Consider the following 16418-nt stretch of genomic DNA (forward strand, 5'->3'; position numbering starts at 1 on the left):
CCCACCGATCCCGGGATCGACGACGCCGACGGCGAGGTCGGACTCTTCCCCCATTGGAGCAGGTCAGGGAAAGCCACCAGAGGGCATCCTCACTCGGACACCACCAACAACTGGCGGCTGGTAGCTGGTAGCTGGAGGCGGACCGCTGGTTGGGTTGCCGCCCTGGCAACCCAACCGACGTACCGGCAGTTGGCGGGACGATCAGCCGGTGGCGCGGCGGATCCACTCGACGCGCTTGTGCATCACGCCGTAGTAGACCACCGGGATCACCACCAGGGTGAGGACGGTGGAGACGAACAGGCCGAACAGCAGCGACACCCCCAGCCCGGAGAAGATCGGGTCGTCGAGGATGAAGGCCGCGCCGGCCATCGCCGCGACCGCGGTGAGCGCGATCGGTCGGGCACGGACCACCGCCGAGTCGATCACCGCGGTGGCGAACGCCTTGCCCTCGCGCACCTGCTGGTTGATGAAGTCGACCAGCAGGATGGAGTTGCGCACGATGATGCCGGCCAGGGCGATCATGCCGATCATCGAGGTGGCGGTGAACTGGGCGCCGAGCAGGGCGTGCCCGGGCATGATCCCGATGATGGTCAGCGGGATCGGCGCCATGATCACCAGCGGCACCAGATAGCTGCGGAACTGCGCCACCACCAGCAGATAGATCAGGATCAGGCCGACGCCATAGGCCGCGCCCATGTCGCGGAAGGTCTCATAGGTGATCTGCCACTCGCCGTCCCACTTGAGGCTGTACTCGTAGGGGTTGTCCGGCTGCTGCAGGAACCACTGCTCGAGCCCAAGCTCTTCATCGAGGGCCGCGGAGATGGCGAACATGCCGTAGAGCGGGCTGTCGGTGGCCCCGGCGACGTCCGAGGTGACATAGACCACGGGCAGCAGATCCTTGTGGTAGATGCTGTGCTCGCGCTCGGTCTCGACCACCTCGACGATCTCCGAGAGCGGCACCAGCGCCCCACTCTCTGCACGCACCCGCAGCGCCAGCACCTGCTCGACGTCGGCCTTGTCGGCCTCGCTGTACTCGACGCGGATCGGCACCGCGTACTTGACCCCGGCGCCGTGCAGATAGCTCATGTCGTCGCCGTCGAGCACGCTCGCCAGCGCCTGGGCGATGCTCGATTGCGCCACCCCGAGCCGCGCGGCCTTGGCGCGATCGACCACCACCACCAGCTTGGTGGCCGGGTACTCGACCGAGTCGTCGACGTCGACGACGCCCGGGGTCGACTCGAACAGCGCCCGCACCGCCCGCGCGGTCTTGATCTGACCGGCATAGTCGAGCCCGTAGACCTCGGCGACCAGCGGCGAGAGCACCGGCGGACCGGGCGGGATCTCGACGATCTTGGCCACTCCGCCGTGACGTTCGGCGATCTCCTGCAGCGGCGGGCGCAACGCCAGCGCGATCTCGTGGCTCTGGCGATCACGATGGTGCACATCGACCAGGTTGACCTGCAGATCACCGAGATGCGCGCCCTCGCGCAGATAGTACTGACGCACCAGACCGTTGAAGTTGATCGGCGCAGCGGTGCCGGCGTAGGACTGGAAGTCGGTGACCTCCTCGACCCCGGAGAGATAGTCGCCCATCTCCGCGAGCACCTGGGCGGTGTGCTCGAGACTGGTGCCCTCGGGCATGTCGAGCACCACCTGGAACTCGCTCTTGTTGTCGAAGGGCAGCATCTTGAGGATCACGGTGCGGTTGACCGCGAGGCTCACCGAGGCGGCGATCAGCGCAAAGATGCCGAACAGCAGGAACCAGCGGTTGCGCCAGCCGCGCCGGCCCTCGAGGAAGGGCGTCATGATCCAGGTGAAGAAGCGCGCCAGTCGAGCGCCAGCCGCGCCCTCCTCCTGATGACCGGCCGCGGCCTGCGGGTCGGCGTCGTAATGACGCGCGAGCATGGCGTTGGTCATCCACGGTGTGAAGACGAAGGCCACCACCAGCGAGATCAGCATGCCCATCGAGGCATTGATCGGGATCGGGCTCATGTAGGGGCCCATCAGGCCGCTGACGAAGGCCATCGGCAGCAGCGCCGCGATCACCGTGAAGGTGGCGAGGATGGTCGGTCCGCCGACCTCGTCGACCGCGCCCGGGATCAGCTCGAGCAGGCGTCGGCGCGTGCCGCTGACGTGCAGCGCCATGTGACGGTGGATGTTCTCGACCACCACGATGGCGTCGTCGACGAGGATACCGATCGAGAAGATCAGCGCGAACAGCGACACCCGGTTGAGGGTGAAGCCCCAGGCGAGCGAGGCGAACAGGGTCAGCGCCAGGGTGACGATCACCGCCGCGCCGACGATCACCGCCTCGCGCCAACCGATGGTCAGCCACACCAGCAGGATCACCGAGCTGGTGGCGAAGATCAGCTTGGTGATCAGCTTCTTGGCCTTGTAGTCGGCGGTCTGGCCATAGTCGCGGGTGATGCTGAACTCCACCCCGTCGGGGATGAAGATGCCGCGCAGCTGCTCGAGCCGCTCGGTCACCCGCCCGGCGACGTCGACGGCATTGATGCCGGGGAGCTTGGCCACCGCGATGGTCACCGCCGGCACGCTGCCGGCCAGCTCCAGCCCGGTGTGCGTGGCGCCGAGAGCGGCGCCCATACGCACCGAGGTGGTCGGCTGCTGCGGCCCGAGTTCGACCCGGGCGACATCGCGCAGATAGACCGGACGCCCGGCGTGCAGCCCGACCACCAGATCGGCGATCTCCTGCGGGCTGGTGAGGAAGGTGCCGGCCTGCACCAGCAGCTCGCGGTTGTCGGCGGTCACCGTGAGGTTGTCCCTGGTGGTGTTGCCGGCCTGCAGCGAGCGGCGCAGGTCGTCGAGATCGATGTCGTAGCCGGCCAGCGCCTGCGGGTCGAGCAGCACCCGCACCACCTGATCGGCGGCGCCGACGGTGTAGACGTCGCGGGTGCCGGGGACGCGCTTGATCTCCTGCTCGATGGCATGCGCCACCTGGCCGAGTTCGAAGGCGCCGACGGCGGGGTCGTCCGACCACAGGGTGGCGGTGAGGATGGGCACGTCGTCGATGCCCTTGGGCTTGACGATCGCGCTGCCGACGCCGAGGTTCTGCGGCAGCCAGTCCTGGTTCGACAGCACCTTGCTGAACAGCCGCACCACCGCGTCGGTGTTGTCCTCGCCGACCTCGTACTGGACGGTGAGCACCGCCATGCCGGGGCGCGAGACCGAGTAGATGTGCTCGATGCCCTGGATCTCGGCGAGCACCTGCTCGGCCGGACCCGAGACCAGGTGCTCGATCTCGCTGGCCGAGGCACCGGGATAGGGGATGAAGACGTCGGCGAAGGTGACGTCGATCTGCGGTTCTTCCTCGCGCGGGGTCACCAGGATCGCGAACAGCCCGAGCAGCAGCCCGAGCAACGCGAGCAGCGGGGTGATCTCGCTGTTCTGGAAGCGCGCGGCGATGGCGCCCGCGAGCCCCTGTCGCGCCGGCTCAGTCATGGTCGGCCTCCACGGCCGCACGTCGTGCCTCGGCCTGGGCCTTGATCGCAACCCCGGCGGCGATCGGATCGAGGGCGACGCGCTCGCCGGCGTTCAGCCCGGCGAGCACCACCACCACGTCGTCGAGCTCGCGACCGAGCCGGATCTGGCGCAGGATCAGGTGATCGTCGGCGGTCACCACATAGACCCCGGTGACCTCGGAGCGACGCGCCACCGCCGCGCGCGGCACCACCAGCTCGTCCTTCACCCCGACCACGAAACCGGTCTTGACGAACATGCCGGGGAACAGCGACGGCGTGCCCTCGGGCAGCTCGATACGCACCTTGAAGGTATTGGAGCCGAGGTCGGCGAAGGGGAAGACGGTGATGCGATCGGTCTCGACCCGTTCGCCGTCGGGCAGATAGACGCGGGCCTGCGGCTCGCGACGCACCGAGGCGATCGCGCTCTGCGGCACGTCGACGATCACCCGCAGCTGGTCGAGCGAGATGCCGGTCATCACCGGCTGTCCCGGCGACAGGGTCTCGCCGATCTCGACGTGACGGTGGGTGACGATGCCCGAATAGGGGGCGCGGATCTGGGTGTAGTCGAGCTGCTCCTGGGCCTGCTCGAGCCGCGCGGTGGCCGAGTCGAGCTCGGCCTGGGCGGCGGCGAGATCGGCGGTGGCCTTGTCCATCGCCGAGTCGGAGACGTTCTTGCGCGCATAGAGGCCCTGGATGCGCTCGAACTCCTCGCGCGCCTGCAGCAGCCGCGCCGAGGCGGACTTGAGGTCGGCGGCGGCCTGGGCGACCTTGGCGCGATGTTCGGTGTCCTTGATACGGGCGACCACGCTGTTCTGCTCGACATAGTCGTCGACGTCGAAGGTGATCTCCTCGACCCGACCCTGGGTCTGAGCCGAGACCGTGGTGCGGTTGACCGCCTCGACGATGCCGTCGAGACGGTACTCGCGCGGCAGCGTGCGGTATTCGGCGACCGCGGTCTCGAGAGAGGGGCTATCGGCGGCCTGGAGCAGGCCGGGGGCGAGTGCGGCGAGCGCCGTAATCAATCGGATGGTACGCATGGGGAGTCGGAATCGTCAAAATATTAGAATTTTATTATATTTGCGGCGCAGTTGACCTTTCAACAACTCCCAACACATGACCTCGCCGCAGCCCGCCCCAAGTATGGCGTAATCAGGCGGCGAGACGAGACGATCAGGGGCGCGGAAAGATTGCAAATCGGTGACGGCCTTTATACCGTAGCCCGGCTCGGGTCGAGCAGCTCCGCCCCAAGGGGCGGCAGCGATGCCGACCGCTCGCACGCACCGATCGGTCCACGGGCTCGAGCGCATCCAGACGGACGGTCGACGCCAGACCATCCGATCCAGACAGCAACACGGCGGAGAGGGCAGTTTCGTGAGCCGATGGTCCGAGGATTTGATCCCGATCGACCGAGCAAGAACCCTGGACGGGCTCTTCCTGCAACGGGTGGCACGCTCACCACAGCGCGTCGCTTACACCCATTTCGAGCGCGCCAGCGGGTGGAAGGATCTGACCTGGGCCGAGGTCGGTGAGGCGACGGCGCGCTGGCGTCAGGCGCTCGCCGACGAGCAGCTCGAGCCCGGCGACCGGGTCGCGATCCTGCTGCGCAACTGTCCCGAGTGGGTGATGTTCGACCAGGCCGCGCTCGGACTCGGTCTGGTCACGGTCCCGCTCTACACCGACGACCGCGCCGACAACGCCGCCTACATCCTCAACGATGCCGCGGTCAAGGTGCTGCTGGTGCAGGATCTCGGTCGCTGGCGTCGTCTGGCCGAGGCCATCGGCGACTCGCCCTGGCCGCTGCGGGTGGTGTTGCTGGAGGCGAGCGAGGCCTCGCGCGCCTGCGCCGCGGCCGACCCCCGCGTGGTGGTCGCCGAGGACTGGCTGCCGGCCACGGCCCCGGCGCCGACCCCGCGCGAGGGGGACCCCGACGCGCTGGCGACCATCGTCTACACCTCGGGCACCACGGGTCGTCCCAAGGGGGTGATGCTCAGCCACCGCAACATCCTCAGCAACGCCCACGGCGCGCTGACCCAGATCGATGTCTACGGCGAGGACGTCTTCCTCTCCTTCCTGCCGCTCTCGCACATGCTCGAACGCACCGGCAGCTACTATCTGCCGATGATGGCCGGCTCACGGGTGGCCTATGCGCGCTCGATCGGCCAGCTCGCCGAGGACCTGCAGACCATCCGCCCGACGGCGATGATCGCCGTGCCGCGGGTGTTCGAGCGCGTCTATCAGCGCATCCTCGATCAGCTCGACAAGCGGCCCAAGCCGGTACGCTGGCTGTTCAATGCCGCGGTGGCCGCCGGTTGGCGCGCCTTCGAGCACGAGCAGGGCCGCGCCGGCTGGCACCCCTGGCTGCTCGTCTGGCCGCTGCTGCGACGCAAGGTCGCGCTCCCGGTCCAGCAGCGACTCGGCGGTCGGCTGCGCGCCACCGTCAGCGGCGGGGCACCGCTGTCGACCGAGGTCGCGCGCACCTTCATCGGTCTCGGCGTGCCGCTGCTGCAGGGCTACGGCCTCACCGAGACCAGCCCGGTGATCAGCTTCAACACCCTGCAGTCGAACATTCCGGCGAGCGTCGGCGTGCCGCTGCGCGGGCTGCAGGTGCGCATCGGCCCGGAGAACGAGCTGCTGGTGCGCGGCGACAACACCATGCTCGGCTACTGGAACAACCACGCCGCCACCGCCAAGATGCTCGCCCAGGACGGCTGGCTGCACACCGGCGACCAGGCGCGCATCGAGGACAACCACATCCATATCACCGGGCGCATCAAGGACATCCTGGTGCTCTCCAACGGCGAGAAGGTGCCGCCCGGCGACATGGAACTGGCCATCGCGCTCGACCCGCTGTTCGATCAGGTGGTGGTACTCGGCGAGGGGCAGTCCTATCTCAGCGCGCTGCTGGTGCTCAACCCCGATCTCTGGCCGGGGCTGGCGCTCGAACTCGGACTCGATCCCGAGGACCCGACGAGCCTCGCCAACGCCAAGCTGCACAAGGAGGCGGTCAAGCGTATCCGCACGGCGCTGCGCGACTTCCCGGGCTACGCCAAGATCCGGCGCGTCACCCTGACCCTGGAGCCCTGGACCATCGAGAACGGGTTGCTCACACCGACCCTCAAGGTCAAGCGCAACAAGGTGATCGAGCGCTACCAGGACGCCATCGAGCACATGTACAAGGACTCGGAGCTTGCCTGAGCGGGGCTGAACGCATACAATCGGGGACGAATGCGGGTGTAGTTCAATGGTAGAACCTCAGCTTCCCAAGCTGATGACGTGGGTTCGATTCCCATCACCCGCTCCACTCCCCAGTCCTCTATGCGTCCACTCTATCAAGCAGGCGACCGCATCGAGGCACAGCTCCTCCACGATCTGCTCGATCGCCATCTGATCCGTACCGTCATCCTCGGCGACGCCCTTGCCGGTGCCGCGGGCGAGCTGCCGCTCGACATCCATCCGACCCTCTGGCTCATCGACGACGACGATCGTGAGCGTGCCGAGGCCGTACTCGCGCGTTTCCTGCGCGAGGGACTCGGCGGCCACCCGACCCCGGCCTGGACCTGCCCGCACTGCGGCGAGCAGGTCGAGGCCGGATTCGCCCTGTGTTGGAACTGCGCGACCCCCTACCCCGAATGAGTACACCCGACCTCTTCGCCAGCGAGCCGCCCGCCCCCTGGTCACCCGCCGATTTCGCCGCCGCCGTGCTCGACTGGTTCGACCGGCACGGACGCAAGGACCTGCCCTGGCAGCACGAGCCGACCCGCTACCGGGTGTGGGTCTCGGAGATCATGCTGCAGCAGACCCAGGTGGCGGTGGTGATCCCCTACTTCGCGCGCTTCATGACGCGCTTTCCGGACCTGTCGAGCCTGGCCGCAGCCCCGCTCGACGAGGTGCTGTCGCTGTGGTCCGGGCTCGGCTACTACGCCCGCGCGCGCAACCTGCACCGCGCCGCGCGCACCGTCGTCGAGAGCCACGGCGGGCGCTTCCCCGACACCCTGGCGGCGGTCGAGGCGCTCCCCGGCATCGGTCGCTCCACCGCCGGCGCCATCCTCTCGCTCGCCGACGGCCAGCCCCATCCGATCCTCGACGGCAACGTCAAGCGGGTGCTGGCGCGCTGCTTCGCCGTCGACGGCTGGTCGGGACAGAGCGCGGTGCTCAAGCGGCTGTGGCAACTCAGCGAGCGCTGCACCCCGCACCAGCGCACCGGCGCCTACAACCAGGCGATGATGGACCTCGGCGCCACCCGCTGTACCCGTGCCACCCCGGACTGCGCGCGCTGCCCGCTCGCCGCGCGCTGTCAGGCCCTGCACCAGGGGCGCCAGCGCGAGCTGCCGGCCCCGCGCCCGCGGCGCACGCTGCCCGAACGCCGCACCCGGATGCTGGTGGTCCGCGACGACACCGGCGCCGTCCTGCTCGAGCGCCGTCCCGCGAGCGGTATCTGGGGCGGGCTCTGGAGCCTGCCCGAGACCGACCCCGGGCACGACCCGGCAGATTGGTGCCTGGCGCGCTTCAACAGCACCCCCGACACGGTTGAAACCCTGCGTGGACGCCGTCACACCTTTACTCACTTCGTGCTGGAGATCGAGGTCGTGCAGCTCCGGCTGTCGGCCCCGGCCACGACCGTGAACGAGGCCGATCGCCGCTGGGTCGGTCCCGAGGAGCGCGCCACGCTCGGCCTGCCGGCGCCGGTGGCGAGCATCCTCGACCAAGACTGAACGACGCGCCCTCCGGCACCCGCAGCAACAGGAGCCAAGCATGAGCCGTACCGTGCACTGCGTGAGACTCGGCCAGGAGGCCGAGGGACTCGATCGCCAACCCTACCCGGGCCCGCTGGGCGCACGCATCTTCGAACAGGTCTCGAAACAGGCCTGGCAGGAGTGGCTGCGTCACCAGACCATGCTGATCAACGAGAACCGACTGAGCCCGATGGACCCCAAGGCCCGCCGCTTCCTCGAGACCCAGATGGAACACTTTTTCTTCGGCGACGGCGCCGAACTGCCCGAGGGGTACGTGCCGCCAGGCAGTTGAGCGACCAGCGACCAGCGACCAGCGACCAGCGACCAGCGACCAGCGACCAGCGACCAGGAGATTGAACCGCAAAGGCGCGAAGGGCGCGAAGTGATTCAAGCTGCCAGCCGCCAGTGGAGGGACGCCCTCGACGATAGCGCCACGCTCCATTCACTGTCGGCACACTGGGTGGCGTGCCAACACTCGAAGGCAGACAGCCACTGGCAGCGGGAGGCTGATCGCCGGAAGCTCTTTCCTTCTTCGCGTCCTTCGCGGCTTTGCGGTTCAATCCGCTGGCGGCTGGCGGCTGGCGGCTGGCGGCTGGCGGCTGAGAGCTTGAAAAAGACTTGACGGACCAAAATTCCGTTGGTTTAATACTGCGCTCAAGCCAAGCAGCATGCTTGCACACGAACTACCTGCCCAGGTAGCTCAGTTGGTAGAGCAGGGGATTGAAAATCCCCGTGTCGGCAGTTCGATTCTGTCCCTGGGCACCATCTTCGAAAGGCCCCGTCGATGTCCGTCGACGGGGCCTTTTTCGTTCTCCCCACCATGAAAAAGGCCCGCACTTGGCGGGCCTCGGTGAGGGCTGCGCGCATCCAGCGCGCCCGGGCTCATCATATCTCCAACTGCAGGCGCAGCTTCTTCATCGCGTTCTTCTCGATCTGGCGGATGCGCTCGGCCGAGACGCCGAACTGTTCGGCCAGCTCGTGCAGGGTCTGCTTGCGCTCGGAGAGCCAGCGCTCGCGCAGGATGGTCTTGCTGCGCTCATCGAGTCCCTGGAGTGCGGCATAGAGACGCTCGCGTTGATTGCGCTCGGAGTCCTCGCGTTCGAGCAACCGGCCCGGCTCCATGCTGTTGTCGGGCAGATAGGTCGAGGGCGCCGAGGGGGCGTCGTCGTCATCGTCGTCGAGACCGTCGAACGACAGGTCCTGGTTGGCCAGACGCGACTCCATCTGCAACACCGTCTCCGGCTTGACCCCGAGATCGGCGGCCACGTCCTCGACCTCCTGACGGGTGAACCAGCCCAGACGCTTCTTGGCACTACGCAGGTTGAAGAACAGCTTGCGCTGAGCCTTGGTGGTGGCGACCTTGACGATGCGCCAGTTGCGCAGGATGTACTCGTGGATCTCGGCGCGGATCCAGTGCACCGCGAAGGAGACCAGACGCACCCCCATGTCGGGCTCGAAGCGACGCACCGCCTTCATCAGGCCCACGGTCCCCTCCTGGATCAGGTCGGGCAACGGCAGACCGTAGCCGAGATAGCCGCGAGCGATGCGGATCACGAAGCGCAGGTGCGAGGTCACCAACCGCTTGGCGGCATGGGCATCCCCATGATCGCGCAGCCGCACGGCCAGGGAGCGCTCTTCCTCTGCGGTCAGGACTGGGATCTGGTACGCGGCGCTGATGTAGGCATCGATGGTGCCAGTAGGCACGAGAGTGAGATCCTTCGCCATAGTCCAATACCTGAGTTGTAAGCTTGGATAATTATCCTAGCAGTACGCTAAGGAATATGCCAGCACTTTTGCCGCGGATTTGGAGACAGGAGCACGACAAAAGTTCAATCAGACTCTAGGCAAGCATCGGCATAGGGACAAGATCCGAGCGGTTAATTAGGGATCGTATCTTTCGATAACAACCATAGGCGAAGCTGATAACTGATTTTTTATTTTTTAAAAACAGTTACTTGAACAAATCAACCAAGGGCAACCCAAGTCGCTCCATCGCGAGATGACAGGGTGCCGAGGAGATTCTCAAAGGTTGGACAAAACCTGAACAGTGGTTCTTCGTCGCTAGGCTGCAAACAGCCTCGGGCGAGCCCTGGGCATTGCGCCGCGAGGACGATACTGAAAAGATAGTCGGTCACATCCAGACCGGAGAAAGGATGCGGATGCCAGACAACGAGAGGCCCCCAACCCATGGCATCGGCGTGGCTGCTTGCTGAAGACATGGACCGATCCGCGCCACCCTGCCCGGTGGTCGCTGGCCACCGCCCGAAGATCGCCGTCCACGCCCACACTCAGCCACCAGACGGCTCGCACCCGGTGGTGATGGCCTGCTCGGCGACGCGTCGACAACGGCCGGCGCCGTCAGGCTCGCCGCAAGCGGATACAGCGACCCGCTCCGGACGCCCAGGCGATCGTCGGTCCGGACGCTGAAGACCTCCTCCGAGCGACCGTCCAGCGGAGACTTGCGATGCGGATTCGACAGCAATGGCTCATCGGCCTGATCCTCGCCACCATCCTCGCCCCGGGGAGCGCCGACACCCTCGACGAGGTCCGCGCACGCGGCGAGCTAAGCTGCGGGGTCAATCAGGATGTACCAGGGCTGTCGTACCGCGACGCCGACGGCCACTGGCACGGACTCGACGTCGACTTCTGTCGCGCGGTGGCCGCCGCCACGCTCGGCGATGCCCGGCGCGTGCGCTTCGTCGCCACCTCGCCGAACGACCGTCTCGCACGCCTGCGCGACGGCGAGTTCGACCTGTTGGCGCGCAACACCACCTGGACCCTGACGCGCGATACCGAGCCCGGCATCACCTTCGTCGGCATCCTTTATCACGACGGTCAGGGCTTCATGGTCCATGACGACAGCCCCGTCCACAGCGCCCTCGAACTCGACGATCAGTCGATCTGCGTGATTGCCGGGGGCACGGGGCCGGGCAATATCAGGGGCTATCTCGCGCGCCACCGGATGCGCGCGCGGCTCGTCATCAGCGCCGATAGCCGCAGCGCCACCCAGGCCTATCAGGATCACCAGTGCGAGGTCTTGAGCACCGACCAGTCGCAGCTGTTCGCGATACGCTCGATGCTGCCACAGGGCAACAGCGGGCATCGCATTCTCCCCGAGGTGATCTCCAAGGAGCCGCTCTCGCCGGCGGTACGCGACGACGATCGACGCTGGTTCGACATCGTGCGCTGGACGCTGTTCGTACTGATCGATGCCGAGGAGCAAGGCATCGACAGCCACAGCCTCATCACGCCCACGACGGAGCTGCCCACGACCATGCCGTCACCGGAAGACGATGCCCGGATCGGCGCCCGACTCGGTCTGACACCGGGCTGGCGCCAGCGCATCATCGTCCAGGTCGGCAACTATGCCGAGCTGTTCGAGCGTAACCTTGGCGCTCACTCGCCGCTCGGGATCAGGCGCGGCCTCAACGCGCTCTGGCGCGACGGCGGCATCCTCTACGCGCCGCCGAGCCGCTGACGAGGCCACCATCCCCCGGACCATCCAACAGCGAGAGCACCCATGCCCCTGATCAAGCCCTTCACCGGCCTGCGTCCGGCACCCGATCGTGCCGAGGCCGTCATCGCCCCGCCCTATGACGTCATCAACGTCGCAGAGGCACGCGAGCTGGTACGCGAGCGCCCCTGGAGCTTCCTGCACATCTCGCGTGCCGAGGTCGACCTGCCGGAGGGCACCGATCCCCATGACCCGAGCGTCTATGCCCGGGCTCGCGCCAACCTCGAGCACATGCTCGCGGCCGGGGTGCTGCGACGCGACCCGACCCCGAGCTACTACGTCTACCGGCTGACCATGGACGGACACCGCCAGACCGGACTGGTCGCCGCCGCCTCGGTGGCGGCCTATGACGACGGTCGGATCAAGCGCCACGAGTTCACCCGCCCGGCCAAGGAGGACGACCGGGTGCGCCAGATCGAGGCGCTCGACGCCCAGACCGGTCCGGTGTTCCTCGCCTACCGCGCCCAGGCCGCGATCGACGGCCTGCTCGCCGCGACCACCGAGCAGCCACCCGAGGTCGACGTCACCGCCGCCGACGGCGTGCGCCACGAGCTGTGGCGGCTCGGCGAACCAGCGCAGGTGGCCGCAATCGACGCCGCCTTCGCCGCGATCGACGTGCTCTACGTCGCCGACGGCCATCACCGCTCGGCGGCCGCCTCGCGGGTGGCCGCAGCCCGCCGCGAGGCCGGCACCGCGCCGGGCGGCGCGCACGAGTCCTTCCTCGCGGTGATCTTCCCCCACGATCAGCTGCGCATCCTCGACTACAACCGGGTGGTGCGCGATCTCAACGGCCACAGCCCGGAGACGCTGCTCGCGGCCATCGCCGAGCGCTTCGCCGTCGAGCCGGCGGACACCCCGGTCGCGCCCGCGCGCCCCGGCGAGTTCGGGCTCTATCTCGCCGGACACTGGTATCGGCTGAGACTCGACCCCGGGCTGATCCCTGCCGACGACCCGGTCGCCAGCCTCGATGTCAGCCTGCTCCAGCAACACCTGATCGAGCCACTGCTCGGCATCGACGACCCGCGCCGCGATCCGCGCATCGACTTCGTCGGCGGCATCCGCGGACTCGACGGGCTGCAGCAACGCGTCGACAGCGGCGAGATGGCGCTCGCGCTCGCCCTTCACCCCACTCCCATGGCATCGCTGCTCGCCGTCGCCGACGCCGGCGCGGTGATGCCGCCCAAGTCCACCTGGTTCGAACCCAAGCTCGCCGACGGACTGGTGAGCCACGTCCTGGACTGACACTGCAAGACGACGGAAGACGACAACCGAAGACGATGGTCAGACCCACCTACAACCTGCCCGCCGACCGCGGCGACGACGAACACGCGATCCGCCACTGGCTCGAGAGCCTCGAGGGGCGCTATCAGCCCGCCGGCCTCGAGGCCGTCGCCGGCGCCTGCGCGATGCTCACCCGCATCCACGGCGATCAGCGCATCGAGACCGGCGAGACCCGGGTGCGTCACCTGCTCTCCACCGCCGACATCCTGGTCGGCCTGGAGATGGACGACGAGACCCTGGTGGCGGCGCTGCTCAACGGCAGCCTGGAGGCGCAGGCCACCAGCCTCGCCGACATCGAGCAACGCTTCGGCGCCAATGTCGCGCGCATGGTCGACGACCTGTCGCGGATCGGGCAGCTGGCCAATGTCGATGCCATCATCGCCGCCAAGGACCAGTCGCAGCACGAGGAGAACCTGCGCCGCCTGCTGCTCGGCATCGCCGAGGACGTGCGCGTGGTGCTGGTGGTGCTCGCCGAGCGGGTGCATCTGATGCGCGCGATCAAGGACCTCGAGATCCGCCGTCGCACCCGCATCGCGCGCGACACCGAGCGCGTCTATGCACCGCTGGCCAACCGCCTCGGGGTGTGGCAGCTCAAGTGGGAGCTCGAGGACCTCAGCCTGCGCTATCTCCAGCCCGAGGAGTACAAGCGCATCGCCCGGCTGCTGGCCGAGCGGCGCGAGGAGCGCGAGCACTACATCGCCTCGGTGATGGAGGTCCTCAGCGAGAAGTTCGCCAACAGCGGCATCAGCGCCGAGATCACCGGCCGACCCAAGCACATCTACAGCATCTGGAAGAAGATGCGCCGCAAGGGCGTCGACATCGAGGAGATCTTCGACCTGCGCGCGGTGCGCATCATGGTCGAGACCGTCGCCGACTGCTATGCCGCGCTCGGTATCGTCCACGGGCTCTGGCGCCACATCCCCAAGGAGTTCGACGACTACATCGCCACCCCCAAGGGCAACATGTATCAGTCGTTGCACACCGCGGTGATCGGCCCCGGCGACAAGTCGCTGGAGGTGCAGATCCGCACCTATGAGATGCATCGCCACGCCGAGTTCGGCGTCGCCGCGCACTGGGCCTACAAGGAGGCCAAGGGCCACGACGCGGCCTTCCAGCGTCGCCTGGTATGGATGCGCAACTGGCTCGAACTCAAGGGCGAGCTGGAGGACCCCGGCGAGGTGCTCGAACGCTTCCGCCAGGAGTTCGAGCCGGTGCACATCTATGTGCTCACCCCGCACGCCAAGGTCATCGAGCTGCCCAAGGGAGCGACCCCGCTCGACTTCGCCTACGCCATCCACTCCGAGGTCGGCAACCGTTGCCGGGGGGCGCGCGTCAACGGTCGCATCGTGCCGCTGCACCAGCGGCTCGAGAGCGGCGACACCGTCGAGATCCTCACCCAGAAGAACGCCACCCCCAGCCGCGACTGGCTCAGCCCCCACCACGGCTACCTGACCACGGCGCGCGCGCGCAACCGGGTGCGCCAGTGGTTCAAGCAACAGGACCTGGAGCAGCACGCCCACGAGGGCCGGGGCCTGCTCGAGCGCGAGATCGCCCGTCTGGGGATCGTCGAGAAGCCCCAGCTCGAGGCGCTCGCCGAGCGCTTCAACTTCAAGCGCGGCGAGGATCTGCTGGCCGCCATCGGGCGCGGCGACGTGCCGGTCGGCCAGGTTGCGCGCCAGGTCGGCGAGCCACGCGCCGAGCACAGCAAGGAGTCCGAACACAAGCCGCGTCATCACCCCCAGCGCCAGCGCAGCGAGCCGAGCAGCGCGGTGGTGGTCGAGGGCGTCGATGACCTGATGACGCAGATGGCGCAGTGCTGCAAACCGGTCCCGCACGACCCGATCATCGGTTTCGTCACCCGCGGTCGCGGCGTCACCATCCACCGGCGCGACTGCAGCAACGTCCGCCATCTGCCCCCGGACGAGGCCGAACGGCTGATCTCGGTGCGCTGGGCCGATGCCCCGGTCGAGGCCAGCTACCCGGTCGACCTGCTGGTGATCGCCGCCGATCGCAAGGGGCTGTTGCGCGACGTCTCCTCGGTGTTCGTCGACGACGACCTCGACGTGCTCGGTGTCGAGACCCACTCCGAGCGCACCACCGACACCGCCTCGATGCGCTTCACCATCGAGGTCCGCGACCAGGAGCAGCTCGGCCGGGTGCTGGTCAGGCTGCGCCAGCTCCCCGATGTGCTCGAGGTGCGTCGTGCCGACTGAACCGGTGCGGCTGCACGCGCTGCTCGCCGGTTTCGCCCTCGCCGGCGATCCCGACCGCGCCGCGATCACCCCGCTCGGCGGCGGTCTGATCAACGACAGCTTCGCGGTGCGGCTCGATGAGCGGCGTTACGTGCTGCAACGGATCAATGCCCGGGTCTTTCCCGACCCGGCGCGGGTGATCGCCAACCAGGCCGCGCTCGCCGCGGTCTGGGACGCCCCCGGGCTCGACATCCCGGCCCCCCTGCCAACTCGTGACGGCGGCTTCGCCCTCCACGACGACAGCGGCGCGTGCTGGCGACTGACCCGCTTCATCGCCCCCAGCCGCAGTCTTGCCCGACTCGATCATCCCGCCCAGGCCAGGGCGGTGGGCGAGGCGCTCGGGCGCTTCCATCGCACCCTCGCCCGGCACGCCCCACTGCCGCTGCAGACCGCCCTGCCCGGCTTCCACGACACCCCGGCCTACCTCGCCGGGTTACGACGACTCGACACCCCGACGGCGCGGCGCGATCCGACGCTCGCCGAGTCGCTCGACTTCGTCGCGCAGCGCGCCCCGCTCGCCGCGACGCTCGCCACCGCCCGCGCCGAGGGGCGGATCGGCGAGCACGTCGTCCACGGCGACCCCAAGCTCGACAACCTGCTGTTCTCGACCGATGCGACCCGGGTGGTGGCGCTGATCGACCTCGATACCGTCCAGCCCGGGCTGATCCACCACGACCTCGGCGACTGTCTGCGCTCGTGCTGCAACCGCGCCGGTGAGGGCGGCGCGAGCGCCCGCTTCGACCTCGCCCTCGCCGCCGCCATCCTCGGCGGCTATGCCGCCGCGACCGACGGACTGCTCGATGCCGAGGAGCGCGCACTGATCCCGCAGGCGCTACGGCTGATCCCCTTCGAGCTGGGGATACGCTTCCTCACCGACCACCTCCAGGGCGACCGCTACTTCCGCGTGCGCCGTCATGGCGACAACCTGCGCAAGGCGCGCGTCCAGTTCGCCCTGGTCGCCGACCTCGAGCGCCAGACCGACGAGATCGAGACGCTGGTCGAACGCTGCTTCGCCGAGGCGACCAGCGTCGCTTGAATCGCCCTCGCGACCGGCTAACCTGAGAGCATCCACCCAAGCCCTCCAGTCATGCGCGAGACGCACCGCCCGCCGTCATCCGGAGGACACGACGAACGCGCGGTGCGCTCCCTCGCCAGGCGA

Annotated in this window: 11 protein-coding genes and 2 tRNA genes; 10 read left to right on the forward strand and 3 right to left on the reverse strand. The window is 68.1% G+C overall.

Annotated features, from left to right (window positions below; all coding sequences use genetic code 11):
* Nucleotides 1–201 precede the first annotated feature (201 nt).
* Together EDC29_RS00575 and EDC29_RS00580 are read right to left on the reverse strand one after the other, a co-directional pair.
* Nucleotides 202–3459: an efflux RND transporter permease subunit gene (locus EDC29_RS00575; RefSeq protein ID WP_132228150.1), complete on the reverse strand. Its 3258-nt coding sequence runs from the start codon at nt 3457–3459 to the stop codon at nt 202–204.
* The gene (locus EDC29_RS00580; protein ID WP_132228152.1) at nt 3452–4516 is read right to left on the reverse strand and encodes an efflux RND transporter periplasmic adaptor subunit; all 1065 of its coding nucleotides are present in this window, start codon (nt 4514–4516) and stop codon (nt 3452–3454) included. Before EDC29_RS00580 ends, EDC29_RS00575 begins: the two co-directional genes overlap by 8 nt.
* A gap of 334 nt (nt 4517–4850) precedes the next feature.
* On the opposite strand from EDC29_RS00580, the gene EDC29_RS00585 reads away from it, so the two are divergent.
* From EDC29_RS00585 to EDC29_RS00610, 6 genes are all read left to right on the forward strand, one after another.
* Complete coding sequence (locus EDC29_RS00585; protein WP_123142309.1) at nt 4851–6674, forward strand: AMP-dependent synthetase/ligase; 1824 nt, start codon at nt 4851–4853, stop codon at nt 6672–6674.
* Between the two features lie 32 nt (nt 6675–6706).
* Nucleotides 6707–6780, forward strand: a tRNA-Gly gene (locus EDC29_RS00590).
* Between the two features lie 14 nt (nt 6781–6794).
* On the forward strand, nt 6795–7112 hold the full coding sequence (locus EDC29_RS00595) for a putative signal transducing protein (RefSeq protein ID WP_123139231.1): 318 nt from the start codon (nt 6795–6797) through the stop codon (nt 7110–7112).
* Nucleotides 7109–8191 (forward strand): A/G-specific adenine glycosylase, encoded by a 1083-nt coding sequence (gene mutY, locus EDC29_RS00600; protein WP_123139230.1) that lies wholly within the window; start codon nt 7109–7111, stop codon nt 8189–8191. The genes EDC29_RS00595 and mutY overlap by 4 nt, the downstream gene beginning before the upstream one ends.
* A gap of 40 nt (nt 8192–8231) precedes the next feature.
* Complete coding sequence (locus EDC29_RS00605; protein WP_123139229.1) at nt 8232–8504, forward strand: oxidative damage protection protein; 273 nt, start codon at nt 8232–8234, stop codon at nt 8502–8504.
* Nucleotides 8505–8901: 397 nt separating this feature from the next.
* Nucleotides 8902–8977, forward strand: a tRNA-Phe gene (locus EDC29_RS00610).
* Between the two features lie 120 nt (nt 8978–9097).
* Here EDC29_RS00610 and rpoH read toward each other — a convergent pair.
* The gene (gene rpoH / locus EDC29_RS00615; protein WP_123139228.1) at nt 9098–9937 is read right to left on the reverse strand and encodes an RNA polymerase sigma factor RpoH; all 840 of its coding nucleotides are present in this window, start codon (nt 9935–9937) and stop codon (nt 9098–9100) included.
* A 739-nt stretch (nt 9938–10676) separates the two neighbouring features.
* On the opposite strand from rpoH, the gene EDC29_RS00620 reads away from it, so the two are divergent.
* From EDC29_RS00620 to EDC29_RS00635, 4 genes are read left to right on the forward strand one after another with little or no spacing between them, the layout of a single operon-like run.
* Nucleotides 10677–11690, forward strand: a complete 1014-nt coding sequence (locus tag EDC29_RS00620; protein WP_132228154.1) for an amino acid ABC transporter substrate-binding protein — start codon at nt 10677–10679, stop codon at nt 11688–11690.
* A gap of 42 nt (nt 11691–11732) precedes the next feature.
* Nucleotides 11733–12968 (forward strand): DUF1015 domain-containing protein, encoded by a 1236-nt coding sequence (locus EDC29_RS00625; protein ID WP_132228156.1) that lies wholly within the window; start codon nt 11733–11735, stop codon nt 12966–12968.
* Between the two features lie 35 nt (nt 12969–13003).
* Nucleotides 13004–15220: a RelA/SpoT family protein gene (locus EDC29_RS00630; RefSeq protein WP_123142305.1), complete on the forward strand. Its 2217-nt coding sequence runs from the start codon at nt 13004–13006 to the stop codon at nt 15218–15220.
* Nucleotides 15210–16295 carry a phosphotransferase enzyme family protein gene (locus EDC29_RS00635; protein WP_165913402.1) on the forward strand — a complete coding sequence of 362 codons (1086 nt, stop codon included), beginning with the start codon at nt 15210–15212 and terminating at the stop codon, nt 16293–16295. The genes EDC29_RS00630 and EDC29_RS00635 overlap by 11 nt, the downstream gene beginning before the upstream one ends.
* The last annotated feature ends 123 nt before the right edge of the window (nt 16296–16418 follow it).

The sequence above is a fragment of the Marichromatium gracile genome, assembly GCF_004343155.1.
Lineage (GTDB): Bacteria > Pseudomonadota > Gammaproteobacteria > Chromatiales > Chromatiaceae > Marichromatium > Marichromatium gracile.

What these genes read in the sequence shown, in the direction of transcription:
- EDC29_RS00575 (WP_132228150.1), bottom strand. Translation starts at nt 3,459, where the DNA reads ATGACTGAGCCGGCGCGACAGGGGCTCGCGGGCGCCATCGCCGCGCGC.
- EDC29_RS00580 (WP_132228152.1), bottom strand. Translation starts at nt 4,516, where the DNA reads ATGCGTACCATCCGATTGATTACGGCGCTCGCCGCACTCGCCCCCGGC.
- EDC29_RS00595 (WP_123139231.1), top strand. Translation starts at nt 6,795, where the DNA reads ATGCGTCCACTCTATCAAGCAGGCGACCGCATCGAGGCACAGCTCCTC.
- mutY (WP_123139230.1), top strand. Translation starts at nt 7,109, where the DNA reads ATGAGTACACCCGACCTCTTCGCCAGCGAGCCGCCCGCCCCCTGGTCA.
- EDC29_RS00605 (WP_123139229.1), top strand. Translation starts at nt 8,232, where the DNA reads ATGAGCCGTACCGTGCACTGCGTGAGACTCGGCCAGGAGGCCGAGGGA.
- rpoH (WP_123139228.1), bottom strand. Translation starts at nt 9,937, where the DNA reads ATGGCGAAGGATCTCACTCTCGTGCCTACTGGCACCATCGATGCCTAC.
- EDC29_RS00620 (WP_132228154.1), top strand. Translation starts at nt 10,677, where the DNA reads ATGCGGATTCGACAGCAATGGCTCATCGGCCTGATCCTCGCCACCATC.
- EDC29_RS00625 (WP_132228156.1), top strand. Translation starts at nt 11,733, where the DNA reads ATGCCCCTGATCAAGCCCTTCACCGGCCTGCGTCCGGCACCCGATCGT.
- EDC29_RS00630 (WP_123142305.1), top strand. Translation starts at nt 13,004, where the DNA reads ATGGTCAGACCCACCTACAACCTGCCCGCCGACCGCGGCGACGACGAA.